This window comes from Cupriavidus sp. GA3-3 (assembly GCF_000389805.1).
GTDB lineage: Bacteria > Pseudomonadota > Gammaproteobacteria > Burkholderiales > Burkholderiaceae > Cupriavidus > Cupriavidus necator_D.
Genome location: NZ_KB944482.1, coordinates 479,306 through 498,515, shown reverse-complemented (window position 1 = coordinate 498,515; position 19,210 = coordinate 479,306). Strand labels below are relative to the sequence as shown.

Here is a 19,210-nt window from a genome sequence, read left to right as displayed (position 1 = left end):
TGGCGCTTAATGCAACCGGCCCCGCGCTACCAGCATCGTCAACGGCCGCGCCAGCAGCGTGCTGGCCAGCGCCATCAGCAACAGTCCGGAAAACGCCGCGGTGCTGATGATGCGCGCGTCCAGCAGCACGGTCAGCACCACCACCTCGACCAGGCCCTTGGTCTGCAGTAGCGTGCCCAGTGCCAGCGATTCGTGCCAGCCCATGCCGGCGCGGCGCGCGGGCAGCGCGACGCCGGCCATCTTGCCGGTGATCGCGATGACCAGCGACAGCAACGCGATCCACAGTGTCATCGGATTATCCAGCGAGATCTCGGTGCGCAGTCCGGCGGCCAGGAAAAAGAAGGGCAGCAGCACCACCACCGTGACCGGTTCGAGCTGCTGGCGCACACGCTGCGCTTCGCGTGCGGGCCATACCAGTCCGGCGACGAAGCCGCCCATCACATGGTGCAGCCCGGCCAACTCCCCCAGGAATGCAGACGCCAGCACCAGGAACAGCGCCATCGCCAGCAGCAGCTCGGTCTCCGGCGCGCGGCGGCGCAGCAGCCATGCCAGCGCGGGGCGCACTGCCAGGAACATGAACGCCAGGTAAGCACCGGCGCGGGCCGCCACGATGAGGCCGCTGGTGCCGTCCTGGCCGCCATGCTGCAGCAGCACCAGGGTCAGGAACAGCCACACCCAGGCATCGTTGACGGCCGCGCAGCGCAAGGCCAGCTGGCCCAGGCGGGTGCCGGTCAGGCGCATCTCGCGCAGCAGCGCACCCAGCACCGGCAGCGCCGTGACGGCGGTGCAGATGCCCATGGCGCAGGCAAACCAGTAGGGGCTGGCCAGTTCCCCCGCGACCGGCCAGCCGGCCGTGGTCATCCACCAGCCGGCAGCGGCCCCCAGCGCGAACGGCGCCGCAATGCTGCCCAGCGAGATCTGCAGGGTCGCGCGCCAGTGCGCGGGCACGCTGTCTTCGCGCAGGTGCAGGCCGGTCAGGAAGCAGAACAGCGTCACCGCCAGCCACTGCAGGCCGGACAGCATCGGCAGGCGATCAGGGCCGAACAGCGCGGTCCAGCCCTGCGGCGCCAGTTGCCCGAACACCGACGGCCCCAGCACGATGCCGGCCAGCACCTGCACACCGACCAGCGGAAACACCGAGCGCAGGCCGGCACCACGCCATAGCAGGTAGGGCAGGGCGACCACCAGCATCGCCTGCAGGAAGAAGATGCTGACCCCGTTCATGGGGCCAACCTGGCATGGCATGCGCCAACCGGCGCAACGTGTTCAGACATCGATTCAGGCATGGTTGATGGCAGCGGAGCCGCTCGGCACCAGCCGCCAGTAACGCGGGGCGGCGGGCATTTCCGGTGTGGTCACAGTATCAACGTCAGTGGTGCAGAGGGCCAGCACATGGCCGTCATGCATCCAGGTACAGGCATTGGCGTCCCGCGCGCACGCCCCTTCAAACGTCAGCGCATGGCCCAGCATGGTGGCGAACAGGCCGCTGCCGTGGCGCTTGAGCCCAGCTTCCTTGAGCGTCCAGGCATGCGCAAACCGATGCATGGTATCCGCTGGCGTCACGTGGCAGCCAAGCGTGGCGCGCTCGGCCTCGGTGGTGATTGCGCCAAAGAGTGCGTCGAGGCCCTTGCGTTGCCGCACGGGTTCCAGGTCGAGGCCAAGTGCATCGCTGCCCACCGCGCAGGCGATCAGGTCGCCGCTGTGCGAGATCGACAGTCTCGCCGCAACCGGGCCGCGGGCTTCGGGCGACGCATCTTCCCCGTCCGTCAGCGACCAGTCCTGCCAGCCGCCGCCGAAGGCCTGCGCCAGCAGCGTGCGGGCCAGCCAGCGGCCCGCCACGAACTGCGCGCGCCGCCGGGTTGCCTGCATCGCAGCCAGGCGCGCGTGCTCGCCTTCTGACATCCACGACCGCGCATCGGGTGCCTGCGTGGCAAGCGCTGCCACGCATCCAAGGTGCAGCCAGGCTGGCATTACTGCGCGATCTTGGCGTAGGTGCCCTTCAGCGCCACGCCCACCACCACCGCACCGGCGTGGCATTCATAGTCGGTTGCGCTCGCGACCTCGTTCTTCTTGTAGTAGCTGACGATGTCGATGACGGCATTGGCACCCTTGGACTTGGCCGTGTCCTGCAGAGCGATCAGTGCCGACAGCGCGGCCCAGCGGCAGCCGTCCTCGTCGCTCTTGCCCACGCCATTGGTCTTGCGGTTGGAGACGTCCGACTCCAGGCGCTCCAGCACCTTCGGCGTCTTCTGCCCGGCCAGGTAGAAGCGGAAGGAGTCGTCGAGCTTTTCCTTGGCTTCCGGCATGTTGAGCACTTCCTGCAGCGGCAGCATGTACTTGGTGTCGCGGGCCATCGCGGGGGTGGCGAGCAGGGCGCTGGCGCAGATCGTCAGGGCGACGGCGGAGAGAACGGGCTTCATAGATCTTCCTTTTTCTGGTTGGTATGCGGTTGGCAATCGAAAAAAGGACTTCAGTCTTCCCAACGGCGGAACACCAGCGATGTGTTGATGCCGCCAAAAGCGAAGTTGTTGCTCATTACGTAGTCTACCGCCAGCTCGCGCGGGGTCTGCATGATGTAGTCGAGGGGCGCGCAGCGCGGGTCGGGGCTGCTCAGGTTCAGCGTGGGCGCAAACCAGCCGTCCCGCATCATCTCGATGGTCATCCAGGCTTCGAGCGCGCCGCATGCGCCCAGAGTATGTCCCATGTAGCTCTTGAGCGAACTGACCGGCATGGCAGTGCCGAACACGGCATGCGTGGCGTGCGATTCGGCCACGTCACCGTGGTCGGTGGCGGTGCCGTGGGCGTTGACGTAGCCGATGCGGTCAGGTTCCAGGCCTGCGTCTTCCAGCGCCAGGTGCATTGCCACGGCCATGGTTTCGGCCTTGGGCTGGGTCACGTGCGCGCCATCGCTGTTGGTGCCGAAGCCGACGATCTCGGCCAGGATGCGCGCGCCGCGCGCCTGGGCGTGTTCCAGTTCCTCCAGCACCAGCGTGCCCGCGCCTTCGCCGAGCACCAGGCCGTCGCGAGCGCTGTCGAAGGGCCGCGGGGTGGCCTCCGGGGTGTCATTGCAGGTGCTGGTGGCAAAGAGCGTATCGAATACGGCCGCCTCGGTGGCATCGAGCTCTTCCGCGCCGCCCGCCAGCATCGCCACCTGGCGGCCGCTGCGGATGGCCTCGTAGGCGTAGCCGATGCCCTGGCTGCCCGAGGTGCAGGCGCTCGAGGTGGTCACGATGCGGCCGGTGATGCCGAAGAACACGCCGATATTGACCGCCGTGGTGTGGGGCATCATGCGGATATAGGTGGTCGCGCTGATGTCCTCGGTGGTGCGCTCGCTGCGCATGCGGCCGAAGTCGGCGACCGCCTCGGGCGTGCCGGTGGATGAGCCGTAGGCAATGCCAAGCCTGCCGCTGGCCAGCAGCGGGTCGCCGATGAGGCCCGCGTCCCGCAAGGCGGCTTCGCTGGCCAGCACCGACATCAGCGCCACCTTGCCCATCGAGCGGGTCGCCTTGCGCGTGTAGTGCGCGGGGAGCGTCAGCGGCGGCACGGGCGCGCCCAGCAGCGTGTTCAGGCCCTTGATGCCTTCCCAGTCCGGCATGCGCACCACGGCGCTGCGCCCGGACGACAGGAAGCCGCGCACGGATGCCCAGTCATTGCCCAGCGCGCAAACCGCGCCGGTTCCGGTTATGACGACGCGTTTCACCCGAACATCCCCCCGTTGACCGAAATCACCTGGCGCGTGATATAGCCCGCATCGGGCGACAGCAGGAAGGCCACGGTGGCGGCGACTTCGTCGGGCGTGCCCATGCGCCGCGCCGGGATCATGCGCAGCGCTTCGTCGCGCACGTGCTGCTCGACCATGTCGGTGTCGATCAGGCCGGGCGCCACGCAGTTGACGGTGATCGCGCGCTTGGCCAGTTCGATCGCCAGAGCCTTGGTGGCGCCGATGATGCCGGCCTTGGCCGCGCTGTAGTTGGCCTGGCCGCGGTTGCCTACCAGCCCTGACACCGACGATAGCGTGACGATGCGGCCCGGCTGGCGGCGCTGCACCATCGGCATCACCACCGGGTTGAGCACGTTGTAGAAGGCATCGAGGTTGGTATGCACCACCTCGTCCCATTCGGCGCCGGTCATGGCCGGGAAGGCCGCGTCGCGCGCCAGGCCCGCGTTGCACACCACGCCGTAGTAGCAGCCATGCGCGGCAATATCGGTCAGCAGCGCGCTGGCGGCGTCTTCACGGCGGGCCACGTCGAAGCACAGCACGCGGGATTTGCGCCCGCATGCCCGCACCGCGTCGGCGACGGAGTCGGCCTCGTCGCGGCGTGAGCGGCAGTGCACCACCACGTCATAGCCATCGCGGGCCAACCGCAGGGCAATGGCGCGGCCGATGCCGCGGGACGAACCCGTGACCAGCACGGTCGGATTACTCATGGCTGTTGTCCTTGCAGAAAGGCCTGCGCATCCGCAGGCTGGAACACGGAGACATTGGCGCGGGCGACCTCGCGGCCGTCCAGTGCCAGGCGGCAGGCAAACTGGCCCAGGCCGTTGTCCCCGATCAGTTCGGCGCGCACGCTGATGGTCAGCTCGCTGCCGATCGGGAAAGCCGGCACGTCGCACTCATAGCGGCGCGAGCCCAGCAGGAAGCCGATGCCGGGCGCGCGGCCGGCGCGCCGGTCGCGCATGCCCGCCCAGGCGGCGATGGCCTGCGCCATGTATTCGATGCCGACCCAGCCGGGCATACCGGCCGCATTGGTGAAGAGTTGCGCGGGCTGCACCGTGGCGCGCGCTGTGCAGCCTTCGTCGTCGGCATGCACCAGCGCGTCGAGCAGCAGCATGGCGCCGCCGTGGGGCACCACCTCGGCAATGGGTGGCAGGGTATCCAGGTCTTGCATGCTTATCCCTCCCCCAGCACCAGTACGCCGTTGCTGCCGCCAAAGGCAAACGACAGGCTCATCACGTGGCGCGGCGCGCGCCCAAGCGCGCTGCCCGGCCCAGCCACATTCAGCGGCGGCAGCGCCGCATCGGCCACACCGTCCCACCAGTGCGGCGGCAGCTGGCCGTGCGGGTTGCCGGCGAGGGTCAGCCACATCAGGGCGGCTTCGATGGCACCGGCCGCGCCAAGCGTGTGCGCGGTCAGCGGTTTGGTGGAGCTGACTGGCACCTCGTGGCCCAGCACGGCGGCAACGGCATGGGCTTCCATCACGTCGTTGGCGGGGGTCGCGGTGCCATGCAGGTTGACGTAGTCGATCGCCTGCGCACCGATGCCGGCACGCGCCAGCGCCTGCCGCATGGCCAGTTGCGCGCCCTTGCCCTGCGGGTCGGGCGCGGACATGTGGTAGGCGTCGGACGATTCGCCCCAGCCGGCCAGGCGCACCGGCCCGGCTTCGCGCGACATCACGAACAGCGCCGCGCCTTCGCCGATATTGATGCCGTTGCGGTTGGCCGACAGAGGATTGCAACGCGCGGTGCTGACCGATTCCAGCGAGGAAAAGCCGGCCACGGTAAAGGCGCACAGTGTATCGACGCCGCCGGCCAGAACCACGTCCGCCAGCCCGTGGCGCAGCATCCGCGCGCCCGCCGCCAGCGCTTTCGCGCTGGACGAACAGGCGGTCGAGATTGTGTATGCAGGTCCGGTGGTACCCAAGGTGGCGGCGAGAAAGCCGGCGGGCGAGCCGAGTTCCTGCTGGCCGTAGTGGTAGCCAGGTGGTAACGCGCCGATGCTTGCCAGTGCCCGCATCGCCAGCTCGGCTTCACGCATGCCCGAGGTGCTGGTGCCCAGCACCACCGCCACCCGGGCGGGGCCGACGCTGGCGATGGCAGTGTCCACAGCCGGGCGCACCTGGACCAGCGCGTCAAGCAGCAGGGCGTTGTTGCGGCTGCGATGGCGCGGATCGGCATGCGCGGGCACGGCATCGTCGGCAAGGTCGCTGACCGTGCCGAGCAGCAGCGGGCGGCCCGGGCTGTAGCGGTCGGTGACTTCGCCGGCCGTCGGTGCGCCGGTTTGCCACATGGCTGCGCGCACCGCGTCCTGGCCGCGCCCGAGCGCGCAGCGGATGCCGACGGTATTAAGGTATGCCGTCATGCCGAACCACCTGCGTTCACGTTCGCCTCGGCGGGCAAGTTGCGAATGGTCAGCCGGTAGCCGTCGCGGTGCTGCACGAACAGCGTGGTGACAACATCCGGGTAGCGGATCTCCGCCACGGTTTCGCTGCCCTGGCGCAACTGGCGCAGCGTGGGCGTCGCATCGAAGCTCCAGCCCGCGGGCAGGGCGGCGCGGACCGCCGCGGCCGGCCACAGCGTCAGCTGCAGGTCGCTCAGGATGCGTTCGGGCTGCAGCTCGGCCGGCGCCCAGGGCGCGCGCGATACCTGCAGCGTGGTGCCGTCCCAGTCCAGCCGCGCCAGCACCTGCCCGCCGCCGACGGCGGCCAGGCGCGTGTGCGCGGCATCGGCTTCGAGCAGCGCCAGCAGTTCGCGGCGCTCGGTGCGGCCCAGCACGGTGAACTCGACCGTGATGTGCTGCTGCAGCTTCAGCTCCCGCTGCAGCGATGCCGGCGGCAGGCGCAGCAGCGCGGTGGCGCCGGCGGCCGGCACCGTGCGTTCGGGAGCGGAGCCGGGCGCGGCACAGCCCGCTGCCATGGCAGCAGCCAATGCCAGCGCGGACAAGGTGGCGCGGGTCATCTGACGTTGCAGAATTCTTCCAGCACCGCCAGCCGGCGGCGCGGTTCGGCGACGAAGGGATTGTCGCGGTCCCACGCGTATCCGGCCAGGATCGCCGAGATCATTTCGCGGATTTCCGACGTGGCGTTGGGATGGAAGATCAGCGTCTGGAAGCGGCCTTCATACCAGGCTTCGACAAAGACGCGGAAGCAGTCCACGCCGGCCTTGAGCGGCCGTGCGAAGTCCTGCTCCCAGTCCACGGCCTCGCCGGCGAGCTGGCGCACCAGGCATTGCGCGGCCAGGCTGGCGGACTTGAAGGCGATGGTGACGCCGGACGAGAACACCGGGTCCAGGAATTCGCCGGCGTTGCCGAGCAGCGCGTAGCCGTTGCCCCACAACGATTTCACGTTGGCCGAATAGCCCGCGATCTGGCGCGCGGGGGTGTCCCACTGCGCGTTGGCCAGCAGCTTCGCCAGGCCGGGCTCTTCGGCCACCAGCGCCTGCAGCCGTTCGGTCTCGCTGCCGGTGTAGCGGTCCAGGAACGCCTTCTCCGCCACCACGCCCTGCGAGCAATGGCCGTCGGAGAACGGGATGGTCCAGTACCAGACATTCTGGTGCTGCGGATGCACGCTGATCAGGATCTTGTTGCGGTCGAAGGTGCCGGTGGGGATGCGGTCTTCCACGTGCGTGAAGATCGCGCTGCGCACCGGGAAGCCCGACGGCGTTTCCAGCTGCAGCAGGCGTGGCAGGATGCGGCCAAAGCCCGAGGCATCGAGCAGGAACCTGGCGCGCACCTTGTACTGGCTGCCGTCCGGCGCGCGCACGGTGACTTCCGGCTGCGTGCCGCTGACGTCGACGTCTTCCACCAGGTGCGAGAAGCGCACCTCGGCACCCTGGCGCGCGGCCTCGCGGATCAGCACGTCGTCAAAGCGCGCGCGTTGCACCTGGTAGGTGGTGCCCCAACCGGGTGAGAACTTCTCGCGGAAGTCGAAGGCGGTCTGCTGCGTGCCGCGCGAGAAGGCGGCGCCGTTCTTGTACTGGAAGCCCGCCTCCACCACCGCGCGCAGCATGCCGGCTTCTTCGATATAGGCCATGCTCTGCGGCAGCAGGCTTTCTCCGATCGAGAAGCGCGGGAAGGTTTCTTTTTCGATCACCAACACCGGAATCCCGTGCTTGCGCAGCAAGCCGGCAGCGACCGAGCCCGCTGGCCCTGCGCCGATGATGACGACATCCGTGGTTTCCGTTTTCATATGCTTCAAGCTCCGATTCTTGGGATTGCAGGTTGGGGGCGCGAATCCTTGCGGTCAGTGCCTGTCATGCGCATCGCCCGCCGGTGCCGGCGGGCGGAACCACGGCGACAGCATCCAGACCGCGCCGACGCCAGCCAGCATGGTGACGCCGAACGCATGCAGCGCCGGCGTTGACGATAGCGCCAGCAGGCCGAAAGCCAGCAGGGTGCTGGCCGCGCCCAGCGCGATCGCGGTCCACGACACGCCATCGCCGGGGTGTTCCAGCAGGAAGATGCCATAGTCGACACCGACGCCCAGCAGCAGTGCCAGGGCCAGCACCGGGAACAACTGCAGCGGCACCTGCATCCAGCCCAGCAGCGCCACGCTGAACAGTGCCGCGAGCAAGGTCGGCACCAGCGCGCGCCACGCGGCGCGGCCGTAGCGCCACGCCAGCAGCACGCTGACCGCGCCGGCGCCGGCCAGCAGCAGCCATGTCATCAGCACGCGGTAATGGTGCAGCAAGCCCGACAGGTCCGCCACCCGGTCGACCCATTCGACTCCCGCCACGCCGGCAACGGCAGCCCGCACCTTCGGCATAGTGTTCGGGTCGTCCAGGCCGCGCAGCAGCATCACGCTGGCATAGTTGCCGTTCTTGCCGCCCTTGTCCTGGCCCAGCCAGAGGTGGCGCAAGGCCTCCGAGACAGGATGCGCCAGCCACGCCTGCAGGGTCAGCACATCTTGCGGGCCTGCCACGCCGGGTGTTGCAGCGGTGCCAGATGACCCTGTCATCTGCGCGATGCGCTCACGCACCTGTGCCTCCAGCGGTGCGGCCAACGCCGCATCGGCCCGCTGGCGTGCCGCTGAGGGCACCCAGTCCGACAGCGCGACAAAACCACCTAGTTTACCCTGCGCCACGATGCCCGCCAGTGCCGCCTTGGAGGCTTCCTCGCGCTGCAGCACCTGGTCGGCAGAGGCGCCGCGCACCAGCAGGAACTGCGCGGGGCTGGGGCTGCCGAGCAGGCGGCCGGCGGTGCGTTGCGCCTCGATCAGCGCGGGCGGCGAGCTTTGCAGCTGGCGCACGTCGTCGACCACTTTCACCTGCAACAGGCCAGGCACGATAAAGGCTGCCAGCACCGCGGCCAGCAGCGCCGTGCGGCGGTCGGCGCGCACGCGCGGCCAGCGTGCCAGGCTGTCGGCCAGCCACGCAGACAGCCGCGTGGGCCGCAGGCTGCCGCAGTCGAGCAGCGGAAACCACAGCACCACGGTCAGGAATGCGGCCAGCAGGCCCACGGCCGAGAACAGCGCCATCTGTCGCAGACCCGGGAACGGCGCAATGCCCAGCGCCAGGTAGGCGACGACGCTGGTGGAAAGCGCCAGCGTCATGCCGGGCAGCAGCAGGCGCATCACGCCTGCCGGCGTGCGCCGGCCATCGGCCTGGCGGGTCACGAAGTAGTGGATGCCGTAGTCTTCGGCCACGCCTACCAGGCTGGCGCCGAATACCAGTGTGATCAGGTGCACGCGCTCGAACACGATGCCGGTCACGGAGATCGCTGCGGCGGTGCCGATCAAGAGCGACAGCGCCACCAGCACGATCGGGCGCAGCGAGCGGAAGGCCAGCCATACCAGCAGCAGCACCGCAGCCAGCGAGCCCAGGCCGATCACGTTCATCTCGAAGCTGGCCTGCGCCGCGGCCGCTTCCGCATGCAGCGGGATGCCTGCCATCACCACGCGCACCGCGTCCTGCCCGGCGCGCGCGCTGGTGTCGGCGCGCGCCAGCAGGTCGCCATAATCGGTATCGCCGCTGACCGAGAATGCGGGCTTGTTGATGCGGTAGGTCAGCAGCACCCAGTGCAGGCCTTCGGCGGAGAAGGCCGGCAAGCCGTCGCGCTCGCGCACGCGGGTCAGGTCGGCGCGTGACAGCCACCAGTCCTGCCACAGCCCGAGCGGGTCGGTCGACCAGCCCGACAGGCTGGTGCCGGCAGTGAACTGGTACAGCCGCGCCAGCGCCTGCTGCGCCAGCGTATCCGCATCGGCGTGGCCAAGCATGGCGCGCTGGCTGTCGGTCAGCAGGTGGTCGCGCCACGGCCGGTAGAACGCCAGCGCGGCATCGAAGTCGAACGCGGCGATCCTGTCGACCGGGCGCAGCAGCTCGGGATGCGCGCCGGTGGCCTGGCCGAAGCGCTGTGCGGCGGTCCTGGCCTGCTGCCAGTCGGGCGCGCCGACCAGCACGATGATCTCGCGCGAGACCCCGTCGGCCAGCTGGCGCAGCACGCGGTCGGCGGTGGCGGTGCGCTCGCTGCCGGGCAACAGCGCCATCACATCGGTATCGATGCGCGCGCTGCGCCAGAAGCTGGCCTGGTGCAGCGCCAGCCCGACAACGATCACCAGCCAGCCCAGCGCCAGCACGCGCGCAAGCGGCGCCATGCCCGCCGCGGCGCGGGCCCCGTTGGCTGCGCGGTTGGCCGAATCACTCAAAGCGCTGGGCCTCCGCGGCGGAAAGGCGCGGCGCGGCCACCGGCTCGATCAACCGGATCCGGGTGGCATCGCCGCCGGCCTCTTCCAGCCGGATGCTGCGCACATAGCGGTCGCCGGTGAGTTCAATGCGCGCAAAGGCGCGGCGGATGCCGCTGTCGGTCGGCGTCAGCGTCAGCGCCCAACCGTCCTTGCCTGCCAGCCGCGCGTCGATCGCAAAGCGCGCCGACAGCGCCGACAGGTCGCCCCGCAGCACCGCGATCATCGATTCGCCGACCACGCGCATGGCCGGCTGCGCGTCTGCCGCCAGGCGCTGCTGCACCTGGCCATCGGCGCCGCGCACCACCAGCTGCGTGGGCGTGACCACCAGGCTCGACACGATCGGCTCGCGCGTGGTCCAGGCGAGGCCGCGTTCGCGCGCCAGCACGAAGTCGCCGCGCGACACCAGTGGATTGGTAAAGCCGGCCAGCTGGCGCTGCTGTTCGAAGCGGCCGCGGATCACCGGCGCATCAGCCAGCCGCGCCGCGATGGCGCCCAGCGTGTCGGCGCCTTGTGCCGGCAGCGCCGGCAGGCAGGCGGCCAGCGCAAGGGCGGCCAGCAAGGTGCGGCGCTTCATGGCTGCACCCCCAGGCGCTCCCACAGCACTGGCGGACACTCGTAGCACATCTCGCCGTTGCGCATATCCACTGCCACTTGCACCGAATAGCCCTTGGACAGGCGCTCGCCGGTCGCAGCATCGCGCAGCATGTAGTCGATCTTGAGGCGGTTCTCCCATTCGACGATGGTGGCGCGCACGGTCACGGTCTGGCCGTAGACCAGCGGGCGCACATAGCGCAGGCGCAGGTCGACCACCGGCCAGGCATAGCCGGAATCACGCATGGCGGGATAGTCGTAGCCAAAGCGCGCCAGCAGCGCGCAGCGCGCCTGCTCCAGGTAGCGCACATAGTTGCCGTGCCACACCACGTCCATCGGGTCGAGGTCGTGGAAGGCGGGGCTCAGTGTGATCTCGTGGCTGAGGTCTGGGGTCATGGCACGGTAGGTTTTCGATCAATGGCTCAGCGCGCCCGCCCGGCGGTGGCGTCGGGGTCGGCCCAGAAATCGTAGAAGTTGAACCAGTCATAGGGAGACAGCACCAGCAGTTCGGCCAGCCAGTCGGCATAGGCGCGGGCATAGCCGGCCAGCGCCTCGGCGCGGCCGGCGCGCGGCAGGCGCACGGTGCGCGCCAGTTCGGTAAAGCGCAGCAGGTGGCCGTCGCCGTGGCGGATGCAGCCCATCGCGAACAGCGGGCAGTCCATCAGCGCGGCCAGCACGTACGGGCCTACAGGGAAGCGCGCCGGCGCGCCCAGGAACGGGATTCTGACGGCGCGTCCGCCATGGGCGGGGGCGCGGTCGCCGGCAATGGCGACAAACTCGCCGGCGCGGATCTTGTCGGCCAGCTCCTGCGCAGTGGCCGGCGAGATCTCGTCGACCTGGTACAGCTGCAGCGTGGCGCCGGGATCGATGCGGGACAGGATGCGGTTGAAGCGCTGCGCATGCGCGGTATGCACCAGCACCGTCAGGCGCAGGCCGCGGCGATGGCGCGCCAGCACGCGGCACAGCTCCAGGCAGCCCATATGGGCAGTGACGATGATGCCGCCCTGGCCGCTTTCGATCTGGCGCAGCATCACCTCTGCGCCTTCGCGCGTGACGTTGCCGAAGGCATAGCGCCCGCCGATCGCCAGCAGCTTGTCGAGCAGCGTGTCGGCGAACGCATACAGGTGGCGTAGCGTACTGCGTGCGCCGGGCCCGGTGCCAGCCGCTCCGGTCACCCGGTGTACGCGGCGCAGGTAGTCGAGAGAGGCCCGGCGTGCGGCGCTATGCGTCAGCCAGTAGTAGGTGACCACGGGGTACAGCACTGCGCGGAACGCCAGGCGGCCGAACAGGCGATGGATCGCGTACAGGCACCAGACTCCCCACACGCAGGTGGCTTCGCCGATGCGGCTCCAGTGGCGCGCGGCAGTGGTGGTGGCCGGCGCCGCGCCAGGTGCGGTCATGCTCATGCCAGCTTGCGTCCTATCAGCGCCGGCAGGCGGCGCAGCATGCCGAAGAACAGGCGCGTGTGCATCCAGGAAATGCGCAGGTTGTCGCGCCAGACCCGGAAGTGCGAGACGCCATCGCTGGGGTAGGTCACGGGCGTTGGGATATTGATGATGCGCACCCCGCGCCAGACCAGCCGCACCAGGATCTCGATATCGAATTCCATGCGCGGGCCGATCCGCGCCGCGCGCGTCACTGGCACCACGTCAGCCAGCGGGTAGACCCGCAGCCCGCACATCGAATCGCGCACCGCGAACGACAGCGTGTGGATCCAGACCCATACATGGGTCAGATAGCGCCCGATCCGGCGCCCGCGCGGCACCGAGGCATCGTAGACCGGGTTGCCGCACACCATGGCCGCCGGATGCCGTTGTGCCATGTCGAGAAAGGCGGGAATGCAGCCGGCGTCGTGCTGGCCGTCCGCGTCGATCTGCAGTGCGTGGGTGTAGCCGGCGCGCCAGGCGGCCTCGAAACCGGCGGTCACGGCTGCGCCCTTGCCCTGGTTGTGTTCGAGCCTGACCAGCGTGACGCGGCCCGCGGTGCGGCCATCGTGGCGCGCGGCGAGCTCGCGCAGCACGGCTGCGCATGCGGGGCTGCTGCCGTCGTCGACGAGCAGGCACGGCACCGGATGGGATAGGATCGCATCGACCATGGCGCCGATGGCGCGCTCGTGGTTGTAGACCGGCACCAACACCACGGGCCGGAAGGCGTCAACCATGTTCGCTCCTGAAGACGATGCGGCCGCTGGCATGCGGACCCGATGCCGAGGTCAGGCGGAATGCCAGCGCCAGTCTGGCCGGCTGCCATTCCAGGTCCAGCCGCACCTGGCTGCCGGGCCGGATGATGCCCTGGAACTTGAGCACGTCCAGGCGCAGGAAACGCTCGCGCGGCGGCACCGGCAGTCGCTGCGGCGCCAGCGCCATGGCCCAGTCGACCTGCGCCACGCCGGGCACGATCGGCGTGCCGGGAAAATGTCCGTCGAAGACAGCCAGGTGCGCGCCGACATCGAGCATGGCCGCGGCGGCGTGCTCGCTGCTTTCGATCCAGATCGCGCGCGGCAGGGTCTGGCGGAACAGGTCTCGCAACAGAACTTCGGTGGTCTTGCCCTGCGCGTTGCACGGCAGCGCCTCGGTCGCCAGGTGCCAGCGCCGCGGGTGGGCCAGCGGATCCACGGAACCGGCCAGCGTTGCCCTCAATGTGACGACCAATGCCGCGCGGCCTGCATCGGCCAGCATGGCGGCGCCGCCCTCGTTCAGCACCACGGCAGCGGCCACGCGCGTGCCAACATCCAGGTCCACCAGCACCACGCGCGCCTCCTGCACCAGTGGTGATGCTGCCAGCGCCTGCTCGATGCGGGTCAGCGAGACGCGCTTTTCTTCAATCTTGGCCACGCGGTCGGCGCGGCCGGCCAGCACGAAGCCGTCTTCGCCGTCGGCCAGCGCCCGGTCCGCGCAGAGATGCCAGCCATCGTCGGGCAGGTGCGCGGAGCGCACCGCCAGGATGCCGTCCTGCAGGCGCCAGGCCACGCCGGGCAGGGGCGTCCAGCGCTCCTGCTGGTGCGCGCGCTGGCGCCAGGCGATGCCGCCGGTTTCGGAACTGCCGAATACTTCGATGGGCGATTGCCCGAGGTGGCGCAACGCGTCCTCGGCCGCGGACTGCGGCAACGGCCCACCCGAAGAGAACAGCGCGCACACTGCGGCCCGCGCCGCAGTCCAGTCCACGGATTCAGGCATGCGGCGCAGGTGTGCCGGGCTGCTGACCAGTACTACGGGAGCATCGCCGCAAGCCGCAACCACTTCCTCATGGAAGGCAAGCCGCGCGTGCGGCAGGGCGCGGCCGGCTGCCAGCGGCCAAAGCACGCAGAACAGCAGGCCGTAGATGTGCTGGTGCGAGACCGTGGTCAGCAGCCGCACATGGCGCGGTAGCTGCGTGCCGAATGCCATCTGCAGCGCGCGGGTTTCGGCATCGAGCTGTGCCAGCCGCTTGTGGATGGCCTCGGGCGTGCCGGTCGAGCCAGACGTGAACAGCGTGATGGAGGTGGCGGGCGGCAGCAGCGGCCAGTCGCCGGCCTCGCCGTCAGCGTCTTGCGGCGGCTGCAATCCTTGCGGCAACTCGCCGGCCCAGCCGTCGGTATGCGCGCGTAGCGCCTGCAACGTATCGGGGCGCATGTCGCCGGGCAGCACCACGTGCTTGCCCGCATGCCAGGCGCCGAGCAGCGCGGCAGCAAAGTCCGGGGTCGATTCGAGATAGATAGCCCAGCGCTCGCCGGGTGCCGCGGCAAAGGCCGCGCGCCATGCGGCCGCGCGCGCCAGCAGGCGCGCTGCATCGTCATCGGCCTCACCGCTTGCGTTGCGGCGGGCGAGCGCGGCCATCGCGCCACGGATTCCCGGCCACTCAGTCATGCCGGCCTCCCGCCATGACCTGCCGGCGCACCAGCCACTCGCCGGCGAACATGGCGCCGGTCAGCACGTAGGCAATGACGCCGTTGTATAGCGCCCAGACCCGGTCACTCGCAAACAGTGCCGTGCCGGTTGCCAGGGTGCCGTTGACGCTGAAGAACAGGCACCATGCGACAGTGACCTTGCGCGTGTAGGACACGCCCGACGGCGGCAGCGCCGGCTCGCGCAGCCGCGCGATGCGCTCCACCACGCTGGGCGGACGCCAAAGGCTCCAGCCGAACACGGCCAGCAGCACCGCATTGACCAGCGCCGGGTACAGCTTGAGCGGCATCGCCTCGCCGGAGGCGAACACCGCCAGCGCGAGCGCGGCCGCGGCCAGCGCCAGTGGCCGCCACCCCGCGTGCCGCACGGCGGCCAGGCGCAGTGCCAGCAGCGCGACCAGCAGCAGCGCCACCATGCGCGGCGGCCAGTATTGCAGGCCGACGTAGACTGCGACCGGGTAGCACAGCATCAGCGCGCCCAAGGCCCAGGAGCGCCACGCCATCAGGCCGTCGCAGCGGAATCGGAGTCGATCAGCAGCGCCAGTGCCTGTACCACATCCTGGATGGTACGCACGGACTTGAACTGCTCGGGCTTGAGGGGTTTGTCCAGCATCGGCTTGAGCTTGACCAGCAGGTCCACCGCGTCGATGCTGTCGATGTCCAGGTCCTCGTAAAGCCGGGCTTCCGGCCGGATGCGGTCCGCTTCGATTTCAAAGGAGTCCTGCAGGACTGCTGAAACGCGCGCAAAGATTTCGTCGTGGGTCATGGCCATGCCTACTAGCTTGAAGGGGTCAGGGTACTCGGTGGGCGCCTCAGGCGGCCTGTTCGGCGCGATGCGCGGTCACGAAGGCCGCCAGCGCCGCAACGCTGGCAAAGCGTCCGCGCACCACTTCCTTGTCGCCGCTCATGGAGACGCCGAAGCGCTTCTGCAGTGCCAGGCCGAGCTCGAGTGCATCGATCGAATCCAGGCCCAGGCCCTCGACGAACAACGGCGCATCGGTATCGATGTCGTCGGGCGCCATTTCCTCAAGCGACAGCGACGAGACGATCAGTTCTTTGATTTCTTGTTCAAGCGCCTTCACGGCGTATCTCCCTGGAAAAATAGTTGGTCAATGCCAGCGTGACTGCGCGTACAGCCATGGCGTCGTTGGTACCAGCGATGCCGGATCCAGCCAGTTGCCGGGGGTCGAGGTCTTCGCGCACCTCGATGACGTAGCGCGGCCGGCGTACCGGCACGCGGTACCACTTGTCGCCCTTGCGCAGCATGGGCGGCTCGCAGCGGATGATCACCGGCGTCAGCGCAATGCCGCCGCGCACCGCGATGTTGGCGGCGCCGCGCTGCAGCCGCAAGCTGCCATCGGCTGGCGTGCGCGTGCCCTCCGGAAAAATCACCAGGTTATTGCCCGCGCGCAGCGAAGTGATGCAGCCCTGCACCATGGCCGCACCGGAATCGTTCTGCACATAGCCGGTGGCCAGCACCGGCCCGCGCGTGAACGGGTTACGTGCCAGGCTGGCCTTGACCACGCAGTCGGCGCGGCGCGTCAGCGCGATCAGGAAGATCACGTCGATCAGCGACGGATGGTTGGCGACGATCAGCAGCCCCTGGCGCCGCAGCCGTTGCGCGTTTCGCACCTCATAGCGGATCACGCCCACGGTACACATCAGCCACAGGAAAAGCCGGAACGCGTAGTGAATCACATCCTTGCAGACGCGCTGGCGCCGCACCGCGCTCCAGAGCGCCAGCGTCAGCACCGGAAACACCAGCACGCGCAGCACCAGCCCGCCCAGCCCGAACCCGGAAAAGCACAGGCCGGTGGCGCAGACGCGCCAGGCGCGATTGAGGCGCTCAACCATGGCGCTGCCACTGCCAGGTTGCGCTCTCGCCCCGATGGCGCAGCTGGGCGTCGCCGGCCAGCACGAAGCGCAGCACCTCGAGGCCGTGGGGCAACCGTGGCGCCGGTGCAGCGGCGGGCTCGTCTGCCAGTGCAAGCGTGTACCAGGGCTCGTCCGCGCGCGGGGCGCCGATGCGCCAGCACCAGCTGTACAGGCAGCCGGGCTCGTCCTCGAACGCGGCATAGGGCGTTGCCACCGGCGCGTCGTAGTTGACCAGCATGACTTCGGGCGCACCGTCGGCCAGCAAGCTGCACGCTTCCAGCACGGCCGTCTCCACGGTGTCCCGTCCGGCGGACAGCGCTTGCAGGTTGCCCGTATCGGCCAGGTCTATCGAGCGCACTGCGCCAATAGCGTTGTGCACCGCCAAGCCGAACGCGGTCGGCGACAGCGGCTCGCCGGCTGCCAGTTCCGTGAGCATCGTCACCAGCCGGCCGGTATCTCCGTGGCGCGAGGCAAAGACCGCGGGGACCCTGCTATTCCCGACATCGCCTGGCGCGCAAGCATAGGCCGACGCCAACGCCACGCGACCCAGCAGGGGCAGGCGGCGGCGCAGCATCGCGGCCATTTCCGGCAAGGCCGGGGCCTGCGCCTGTGGCGCTGGCAGGTGCGGGGCGGCGCTCCACGTGCGCCAGTCAGCCGGCGTCTGCAGGCCGTCGGCCCAGGCCGACCAGGCACGAATGCCAAAGGCCAGCGCCGCGCTGCGGTTGTCCCCGGCGGTGCCCGCCTTCATGCCCGCCCGCCTTTTGCGCAAACCGGGCGCCCGAGCGCCGCCGACGCGCCGTGCTGGCGGTCTGGGGCGGAAAGGCAGGTATGGCGATTCATGATTCTGGCGGGAAAAATCAATGGTGAAAGAGTGGCATTTTGGCGGGCGTCATTTTACTCAGTTCGCTGCCGGCGGAATGTCAAAAATGTTGCTGTTGTGGCGAAAATGCTTATTTTCCGTTCCCTGGCCCTCAAATGGGCGACTCGCCTTGGCACATCTGGAATGTCTTAGTCATTTCGGTAAAAAATCCTTGCTAAGCTTGCCCAGTATCTTGCTCAGTACCGCTCCCAGGCATTGCAGCGAACGGAATAAGGTTGGCGGGTGTTCACAATTCCCCTGTCCGCATATATCCCAATCACGTTCGCCGATTCTTTCTGCAGATGGCCGGCAATAAATCGGGGAGTATCGGCGAATTTCCCCGGCTGTTCTCTGGCGGCGCCAGCATGCCAGACCCGGAAGCGGCAGAATGTGGGATTGTGATCACAACTGGCCAGTCCGTTCAGTCCGGCCTGACCACCGCGACGCCATCCCACCCCACCCAAGGAGCCACCATGCCCGCCACCACCATGCCCTACCGCCGCCTCGGCGCCAGCAACCTGCGCGTTTCGGCACTTTGCCTGGGCACCATGATGTTCGCCGACCAGACCGATGCGGCCGAAGCCGCCCGCATCGTCGCCAGCGCGCGCGACCACGGCGTGAACTTCATCGACACCGCCGACGTGTATACCAAGGGCGCGTCGGAGCAGATGGTCGGGCGCCTGCTGACCGCCAGCCGCCACGACTGGGTACTTGCCACCAAGCTGGGCAACGCGATGCAGGCGGCGCCCAATCACGGGCACTATTCGCGGACCTGGATCCTGCGCGCGGTGGAGGACAGCCTGCACCGGCTGGCGACGGACTACATCGACATTCTCTATCTGCACCGCGATTATCCCGGCGCGAACCTGGAAGAGGCGGTGCGGGCAATGGGCGACCTGGTGCGCAGCGGCAAGATCCGCTACTGGGCGGTGTCGAACTTCCGCGGCTGGCGCATCGCGGAGATCGCACGGCTGTGCGGCGAGCTGGGCGTGCCGCGCCCGGTGGCATGCCAGCCCTATTACAACCTGCTGAACCGGATGCCGGAGGTGGAGATCCTGCCGGCATGCGAGCACTACGGGCTGGGCGTGGTGCCCTACAGCCCGGTGGCGCGCGGCGTGCTGACCGGCAAGTACGCGCCCGGGCAGGCACCGGGCGAGGGTACGCGCGCCGGCCGCGCAGACCGCCGCATGATGGAAACCGAGTTCCGTGAAGAGTCGCTGCTGATTGCACAGCAGCTCAAGGCCCATGCCGAAGGGCGCGGGCTGACCCCGGGCCAGTTCGCCACGGCGTGGGTGCTGGCCAACCCGATTATCTCGTCGGTCATTGCCGGTCCGCGCACGCTCGCGCAATTCGAGGACTACCTGGGCGCGCCCGCTGCCGTCATCACGCCCGAGGAAGAATCGATGGTCGATGCGCTGGTGTCGCCGGGCCATGCCTCGACGCACGGCTACAACGACCCGGGCTATCCGTTCGGGGGGCGGCCCGTGGCACGCGCGCAGGCAGCCTGATGACCGTTTCGGACAGGGGCGCAATGTGGCTCAGGCGCTGCCTGGAGTGATGCCTGTATGCAACGGCACAATGCCCGCGCGTGCGCTTGCTGCAGGC

At 69.0% G+C, this 19,210-nt stretch carries 21 protein-coding genes; 1 reads left to right on the top strand and 20 read right to left on the bottom strand.

Annotated elements, in window-relative coordinates; translation table 11 throughout:
- Positions 1-6: 6 nt before the first annotated feature.
- The 20 genes from C265_RS20210 to C265_RS20110 are packed head-to-tail and all read right to left on the bottom strand — an operon-like array spanning position 7 to position 17,494.
- Positions 7-1,224: a cation:proton antiporter gene (locus C265_RS20210; RefSeq protein ID WP_010810804.1), complete on the bottom strand. Its 1,218-nt coding sequence runs from the start codon at positions 1,222-1,224 to the stop codon at positions 7-9.
- 54 nt (positions 1,225-1,278) lie between these two features.
- Positions 1,279-1,971, bottom strand: coding sequence for a 4'-phosphopantetheinyl transferase superfamily protein (locus C265_RS31040; protein ID WP_010810803.1), 693 nt, complete (start codon positions 1,969-1,971; stop codon positions 1,279-1,281).
- Positions 1,971-2,420: a hypothetical protein gene (locus C265_RS20195; protein ID WP_010810802.1), complete on the bottom strand. Its 450-nt coding sequence runs from the start codon at positions 2,418-2,420 to the stop codon at positions 1,971-1,973. The genes C265_RS31040 and C265_RS20195 overlap by 1 nt, the downstream gene beginning before the upstream one ends.
- Positions 2,421-2,470: 50 nt before the next feature.
- A complete protein-coding gene (locus C265_RS20190; RefSeq protein WP_010810801.1) occupies positions 2,471-3,700 on the bottom strand; it encodes a beta-ketoacyl-ACP synthase in 1,230 nt (409 codons plus the stop codon).
- Positions 3,697-4,428 (bottom strand): 3-oxoacyl-ACP reductase FabG, encoded by a 732-nt coding sequence (fabG, locus tag C265_RS20185; protein ID WP_010810800.1) that lies wholly within the window; start codon positions 4,426-4,428, stop codon positions 3,697-3,699. The genes C265_RS20190 and fabG overlap by 4 nt, the downstream gene beginning before the upstream one ends.
- Complete coding sequence (locus tag C265_RS20180; RefSeq protein WP_010810799.1) at positions 4,425-4,889, bottom strand: hotdog family protein; 465 nt, start codon at positions 4,887-4,889, stop codon at positions 4,425-4,427. Before C265_RS20180 ends, fabG begins: the two co-directional genes overlap by 4 nt.
- A 2-nt stretch (positions 4,890-4,891) precedes the next feature.
- Entirely contained in the window at positions 4,892-6,079 is a 1,188-nt protein-coding gene (locus C265_RS20175; protein WP_010810798.1) for a beta-ketoacyl-ACP synthase, read from the bottom strand.
- Positions 6,076-6,675: a DUF3261 domain-containing protein gene (locus C265_RS20170; protein WP_010810797.1), complete on the bottom strand. Its 600-nt coding sequence runs from the start codon at positions 6,673-6,675 to the stop codon at positions 6,076-6,078. Before C265_RS20170 ends, C265_RS20175 begins: the two co-directional genes overlap by 4 nt.
- Positions 6,672-7,904: an NAD(P)/FAD-dependent oxidoreductase gene (locus C265_RS20165; protein ID WP_010810796.1), complete on the bottom strand. Its 1,233-nt coding sequence runs from the start codon at positions 7,902-7,904 to the stop codon at positions 6,672-6,674. Before C265_RS20165 ends, C265_RS20170 begins: the two co-directional genes overlap by 4 nt.
- 54 nt (positions 7,905-7,958) lie before the next feature.
- The gene (locus tag C265_RS20160) at positions 7,959-10,358 is read right to left on the bottom strand and encodes an MMPL family transporter (protein WP_010810795.1); all 2,400 of its coding nucleotides are present in this window, start codon (positions 10,356-10,358) and stop codon (positions 7,959-7,961) included.
- A complete protein-coding gene (locus C265_RS20155) occupies positions 10,351-10,971 on the bottom strand; it encodes an outer membrane lipoprotein carrier protein LolA (protein ID WP_010810794.1) in 621 nt (206 codons plus the stop codon). The genes C265_RS20160 and C265_RS20155 overlap by 8 nt, the downstream gene beginning before the upstream one ends.
- Positions 10,968-11,384 carry a thioesterase family protein gene (locus C265_RS20150; protein ID WP_010810793.1) on the bottom strand — a complete coding sequence of 139 codons (417 nt, stop codon included), beginning with the start codon at positions 11,382-11,384 and terminating at the stop codon, positions 10,968-10,970. The genes C265_RS20155 and C265_RS20150 overlap by 4 nt, the downstream gene beginning before the upstream one ends.
- Positions 11,385-11,410: 26 nt before the next feature.
- The gene (locus C265_RS20145) at positions 11,411-12,394 is read right to left on the bottom strand and encodes a lipid A biosynthesis acyltransferase (protein WP_010810792.1); all 984 of its coding nucleotides are present in this window, start codon (positions 12,392-12,394) and stop codon (positions 11,411-11,413) included.
- The gene (locus tag C265_RS20140; RefSeq protein WP_010810791.1) at positions 12,391-13,149 is read right to left on the bottom strand and encodes a glycosyltransferase family 2 protein; all 759 of its coding nucleotides are present in this window, start codon (positions 13,147-13,149) and stop codon (positions 12,391-12,393) included. Before C265_RS20140 ends, C265_RS20145 begins: the two co-directional genes overlap by 4 nt.
- Positions 13,142-14,833, bottom strand: a complete 1,692-nt coding sequence (locus tag C265_RS20135; RefSeq protein WP_037024755.1) for an AMP-binding protein — start codon at positions 14,831-14,833, stop codon at positions 13,142-13,144. The genes C265_RS20140 and C265_RS20135 overlap by 8 nt, the downstream gene beginning before the upstream one ends.
- Entirely contained in the window at positions 14,826-15,374 is a 549-nt protein-coding gene (locus tag C265_RS20130) for a hypothetical protein (protein WP_010810789.1), read from the bottom strand. The genes C265_RS20135 and C265_RS20130 overlap by 8 nt, the downstream gene beginning before the upstream one ends.
- Positions 15,374-15,637: an acyl carrier protein gene (locus C265_RS20125; protein ID WP_037024754.1), complete on the bottom strand. Its 264-nt coding sequence runs from the start codon at positions 15,635-15,637 to the stop codon at positions 15,374-15,376. Before C265_RS20125 ends, C265_RS20130 begins: the two co-directional genes overlap by 1 nt.
- 46 nt (positions 15,638-15,683) lie before the next feature.
- Positions 15,684-15,953, bottom strand: a complete 270-nt coding sequence (locus tag C265_RS20120) for a phosphopantetheine-binding protein (protein ID WP_010810787.1) — start codon at positions 15,951-15,953, stop codon at positions 15,684-15,686.
- On the bottom strand, positions 15,940-16,725 hold the full coding sequence (locus C265_RS20115) for a 1-acyl-sn-glycerol-3-phosphate acyltransferase (RefSeq protein WP_010810786.1): 786 nt from the start codon (positions 16,723-16,725) through the stop codon (positions 15,940-15,942). Before C265_RS20115 ends, C265_RS20120 begins: the two co-directional genes overlap by 14 nt.
- The gene (locus C265_RS20110) at positions 16,718-17,494 is read right to left on the bottom strand and encodes a beta-ketoacyl synthase chain length factor (protein WP_010810785.1); all 777 of its coding nucleotides are present in this window, start codon (positions 17,492-17,494) and stop codon (positions 16,718-16,720) included. The genes C265_RS20115 and C265_RS20110 overlap by 8 nt, the downstream gene beginning before the upstream one ends.
- 584 nt (positions 17,495-18,078) lie before the next feature.
- On the opposite strand from C265_RS20110, the gene C265_RS20105 reads away from it, so the two are divergent.
- The gene (locus tag C265_RS20105) at positions 18,079-19,113 is read left to right on the top strand and encodes an aldo/keto reductase (protein ID WP_010810784.1); all 1,035 of its coding nucleotides are present in this window, start codon (positions 18,079-18,081) and stop codon (positions 19,111-19,113) included.
- Positions 19,114-19,210 lie beyond the last annotated feature (97 nt).

What these genes read in the sequence shown, in the direction of transcription:
- C265_RS20210 (WP_010810804.1), bottom strand. Translation starts at nt 1,224, where the DNA reads ATGAACGGGGTCAGCATCTTCTTCCTGCAGGCGATGCTGGTGGTCGCC.
- C265_RS31040 (WP_010810803.1), bottom strand. Translation starts at nt 1,971, where the DNA reads ATGCCAGCCTGGCTGCACCTTGGATGCGTGGCAGCGCTTGCCACGCAG.
- C265_RS20195 (WP_010810802.1), bottom strand. Translation starts at nt 2,420, where the DNA reads ATGAAGCCCGTTCTCTCCGCCGTCGCCCTGACGATCTGCGCCAGCGCC.
- fabG (WP_010810800.1), bottom strand. Translation starts at nt 4,428, where the DNA reads ATGAGTAATCCGACCGTGCTGGTCACGGGTTCGTCCCGCGGCATCGGC.
- C265_RS20180 (WP_010810799.1), bottom strand. Translation starts at nt 4,889, where the DNA reads ATGCAAGACCTGGATACCCTGCCACCCATTGCCGAGGTGGTGCCCCAC.
- C265_RS20175 (WP_010810798.1), bottom strand. Translation starts at nt 6,079, where the DNA reads ATGACGGCATACCTTAATACCGTCGGCATCCGCTGCGCGCTCGGGCGC.
- C265_RS20170 (WP_010810797.1), bottom strand. Translation starts at nt 6,675, where the DNA reads ATGACCCGCGCCACCTTGTCCGCGCTGGCATTGGCTGCTGCCATGGCA.
- C265_RS20165 (WP_010810796.1), bottom strand. Translation starts at nt 7,904, where the DNA reads ATGAAAACGGAAACCACGGATGTCGTCATCATCGGCGCAGGGCCAGCG.
- C265_RS20155 (WP_010810794.1), bottom strand. Translation starts at nt 10,971, where the DNA reads ATGAAGCGCCGCACCTTGCTGGCCGCCCTTGCGCTGGCCGCCTGCCTG.
- C265_RS20150 (WP_010810793.1), bottom strand. Translation starts at nt 11,384, where the DNA reads ATGACCCCAGACCTCAGCCACGAGATCACACTGAGCCCCGCCTTCCAC.
- C265_RS20145 (WP_010810792.1), bottom strand. Translation starts at nt 12,394, where the DNA reads ATGAGCATGACCGCACCTGGCGCGGCGCCGGCCACCACCACTGCCGCG.
- C265_RS20140 (WP_010810791.1), bottom strand. Translation starts at nt 13,149, where the DNA reads ATGGTTGACGCCTTCCGGCCCGTGGTGTTGGTGCCGGTCTACAACCAC.
- C265_RS20135 (WP_037024755.1), bottom strand. Translation starts at nt 14,833, where the DNA reads ATGACTGAGTGGCCGGGAATCCGTGGCGCGATGGCCGCGCTCGCCCGC.
- C265_RS20130 (WP_010810789.1), bottom strand. Translation starts at nt 15,374, where the DNA reads ATGGCGTGGCGCTCCTGGGCCTTGGGCGCGCTGATGCTGTGCTACCCG.
- C265_RS20125 (WP_037024754.1), bottom strand. Translation starts at nt 15,637, where the DNA reads ATGACCCACGACGAAATCTTTGCGCGCGTTTCAGCAGTCCTGCAGGAC.
- C265_RS20115 (WP_010810786.1), bottom strand. Translation starts at nt 16,725, where the DNA reads ATGGTTGAGCGCCTCAATCGCGCCTGGCGCGTCTGCGCCACCGGCCTG.
- C265_RS20110 (WP_010810785.1), bottom strand. Translation starts at nt 17,494, where the DNA reads ATGAAGGCGGGCACCGCCGGGGACAACCGCAGCGCGGCGCTGGCCTTT.
- C265_RS20105 (WP_010810784.1), top strand. Translation starts at nt 18,079, where the DNA reads ATGCCCGCCACCACCATGCCCTACCGCCGCCTCGGCGCCAGCAACCTG.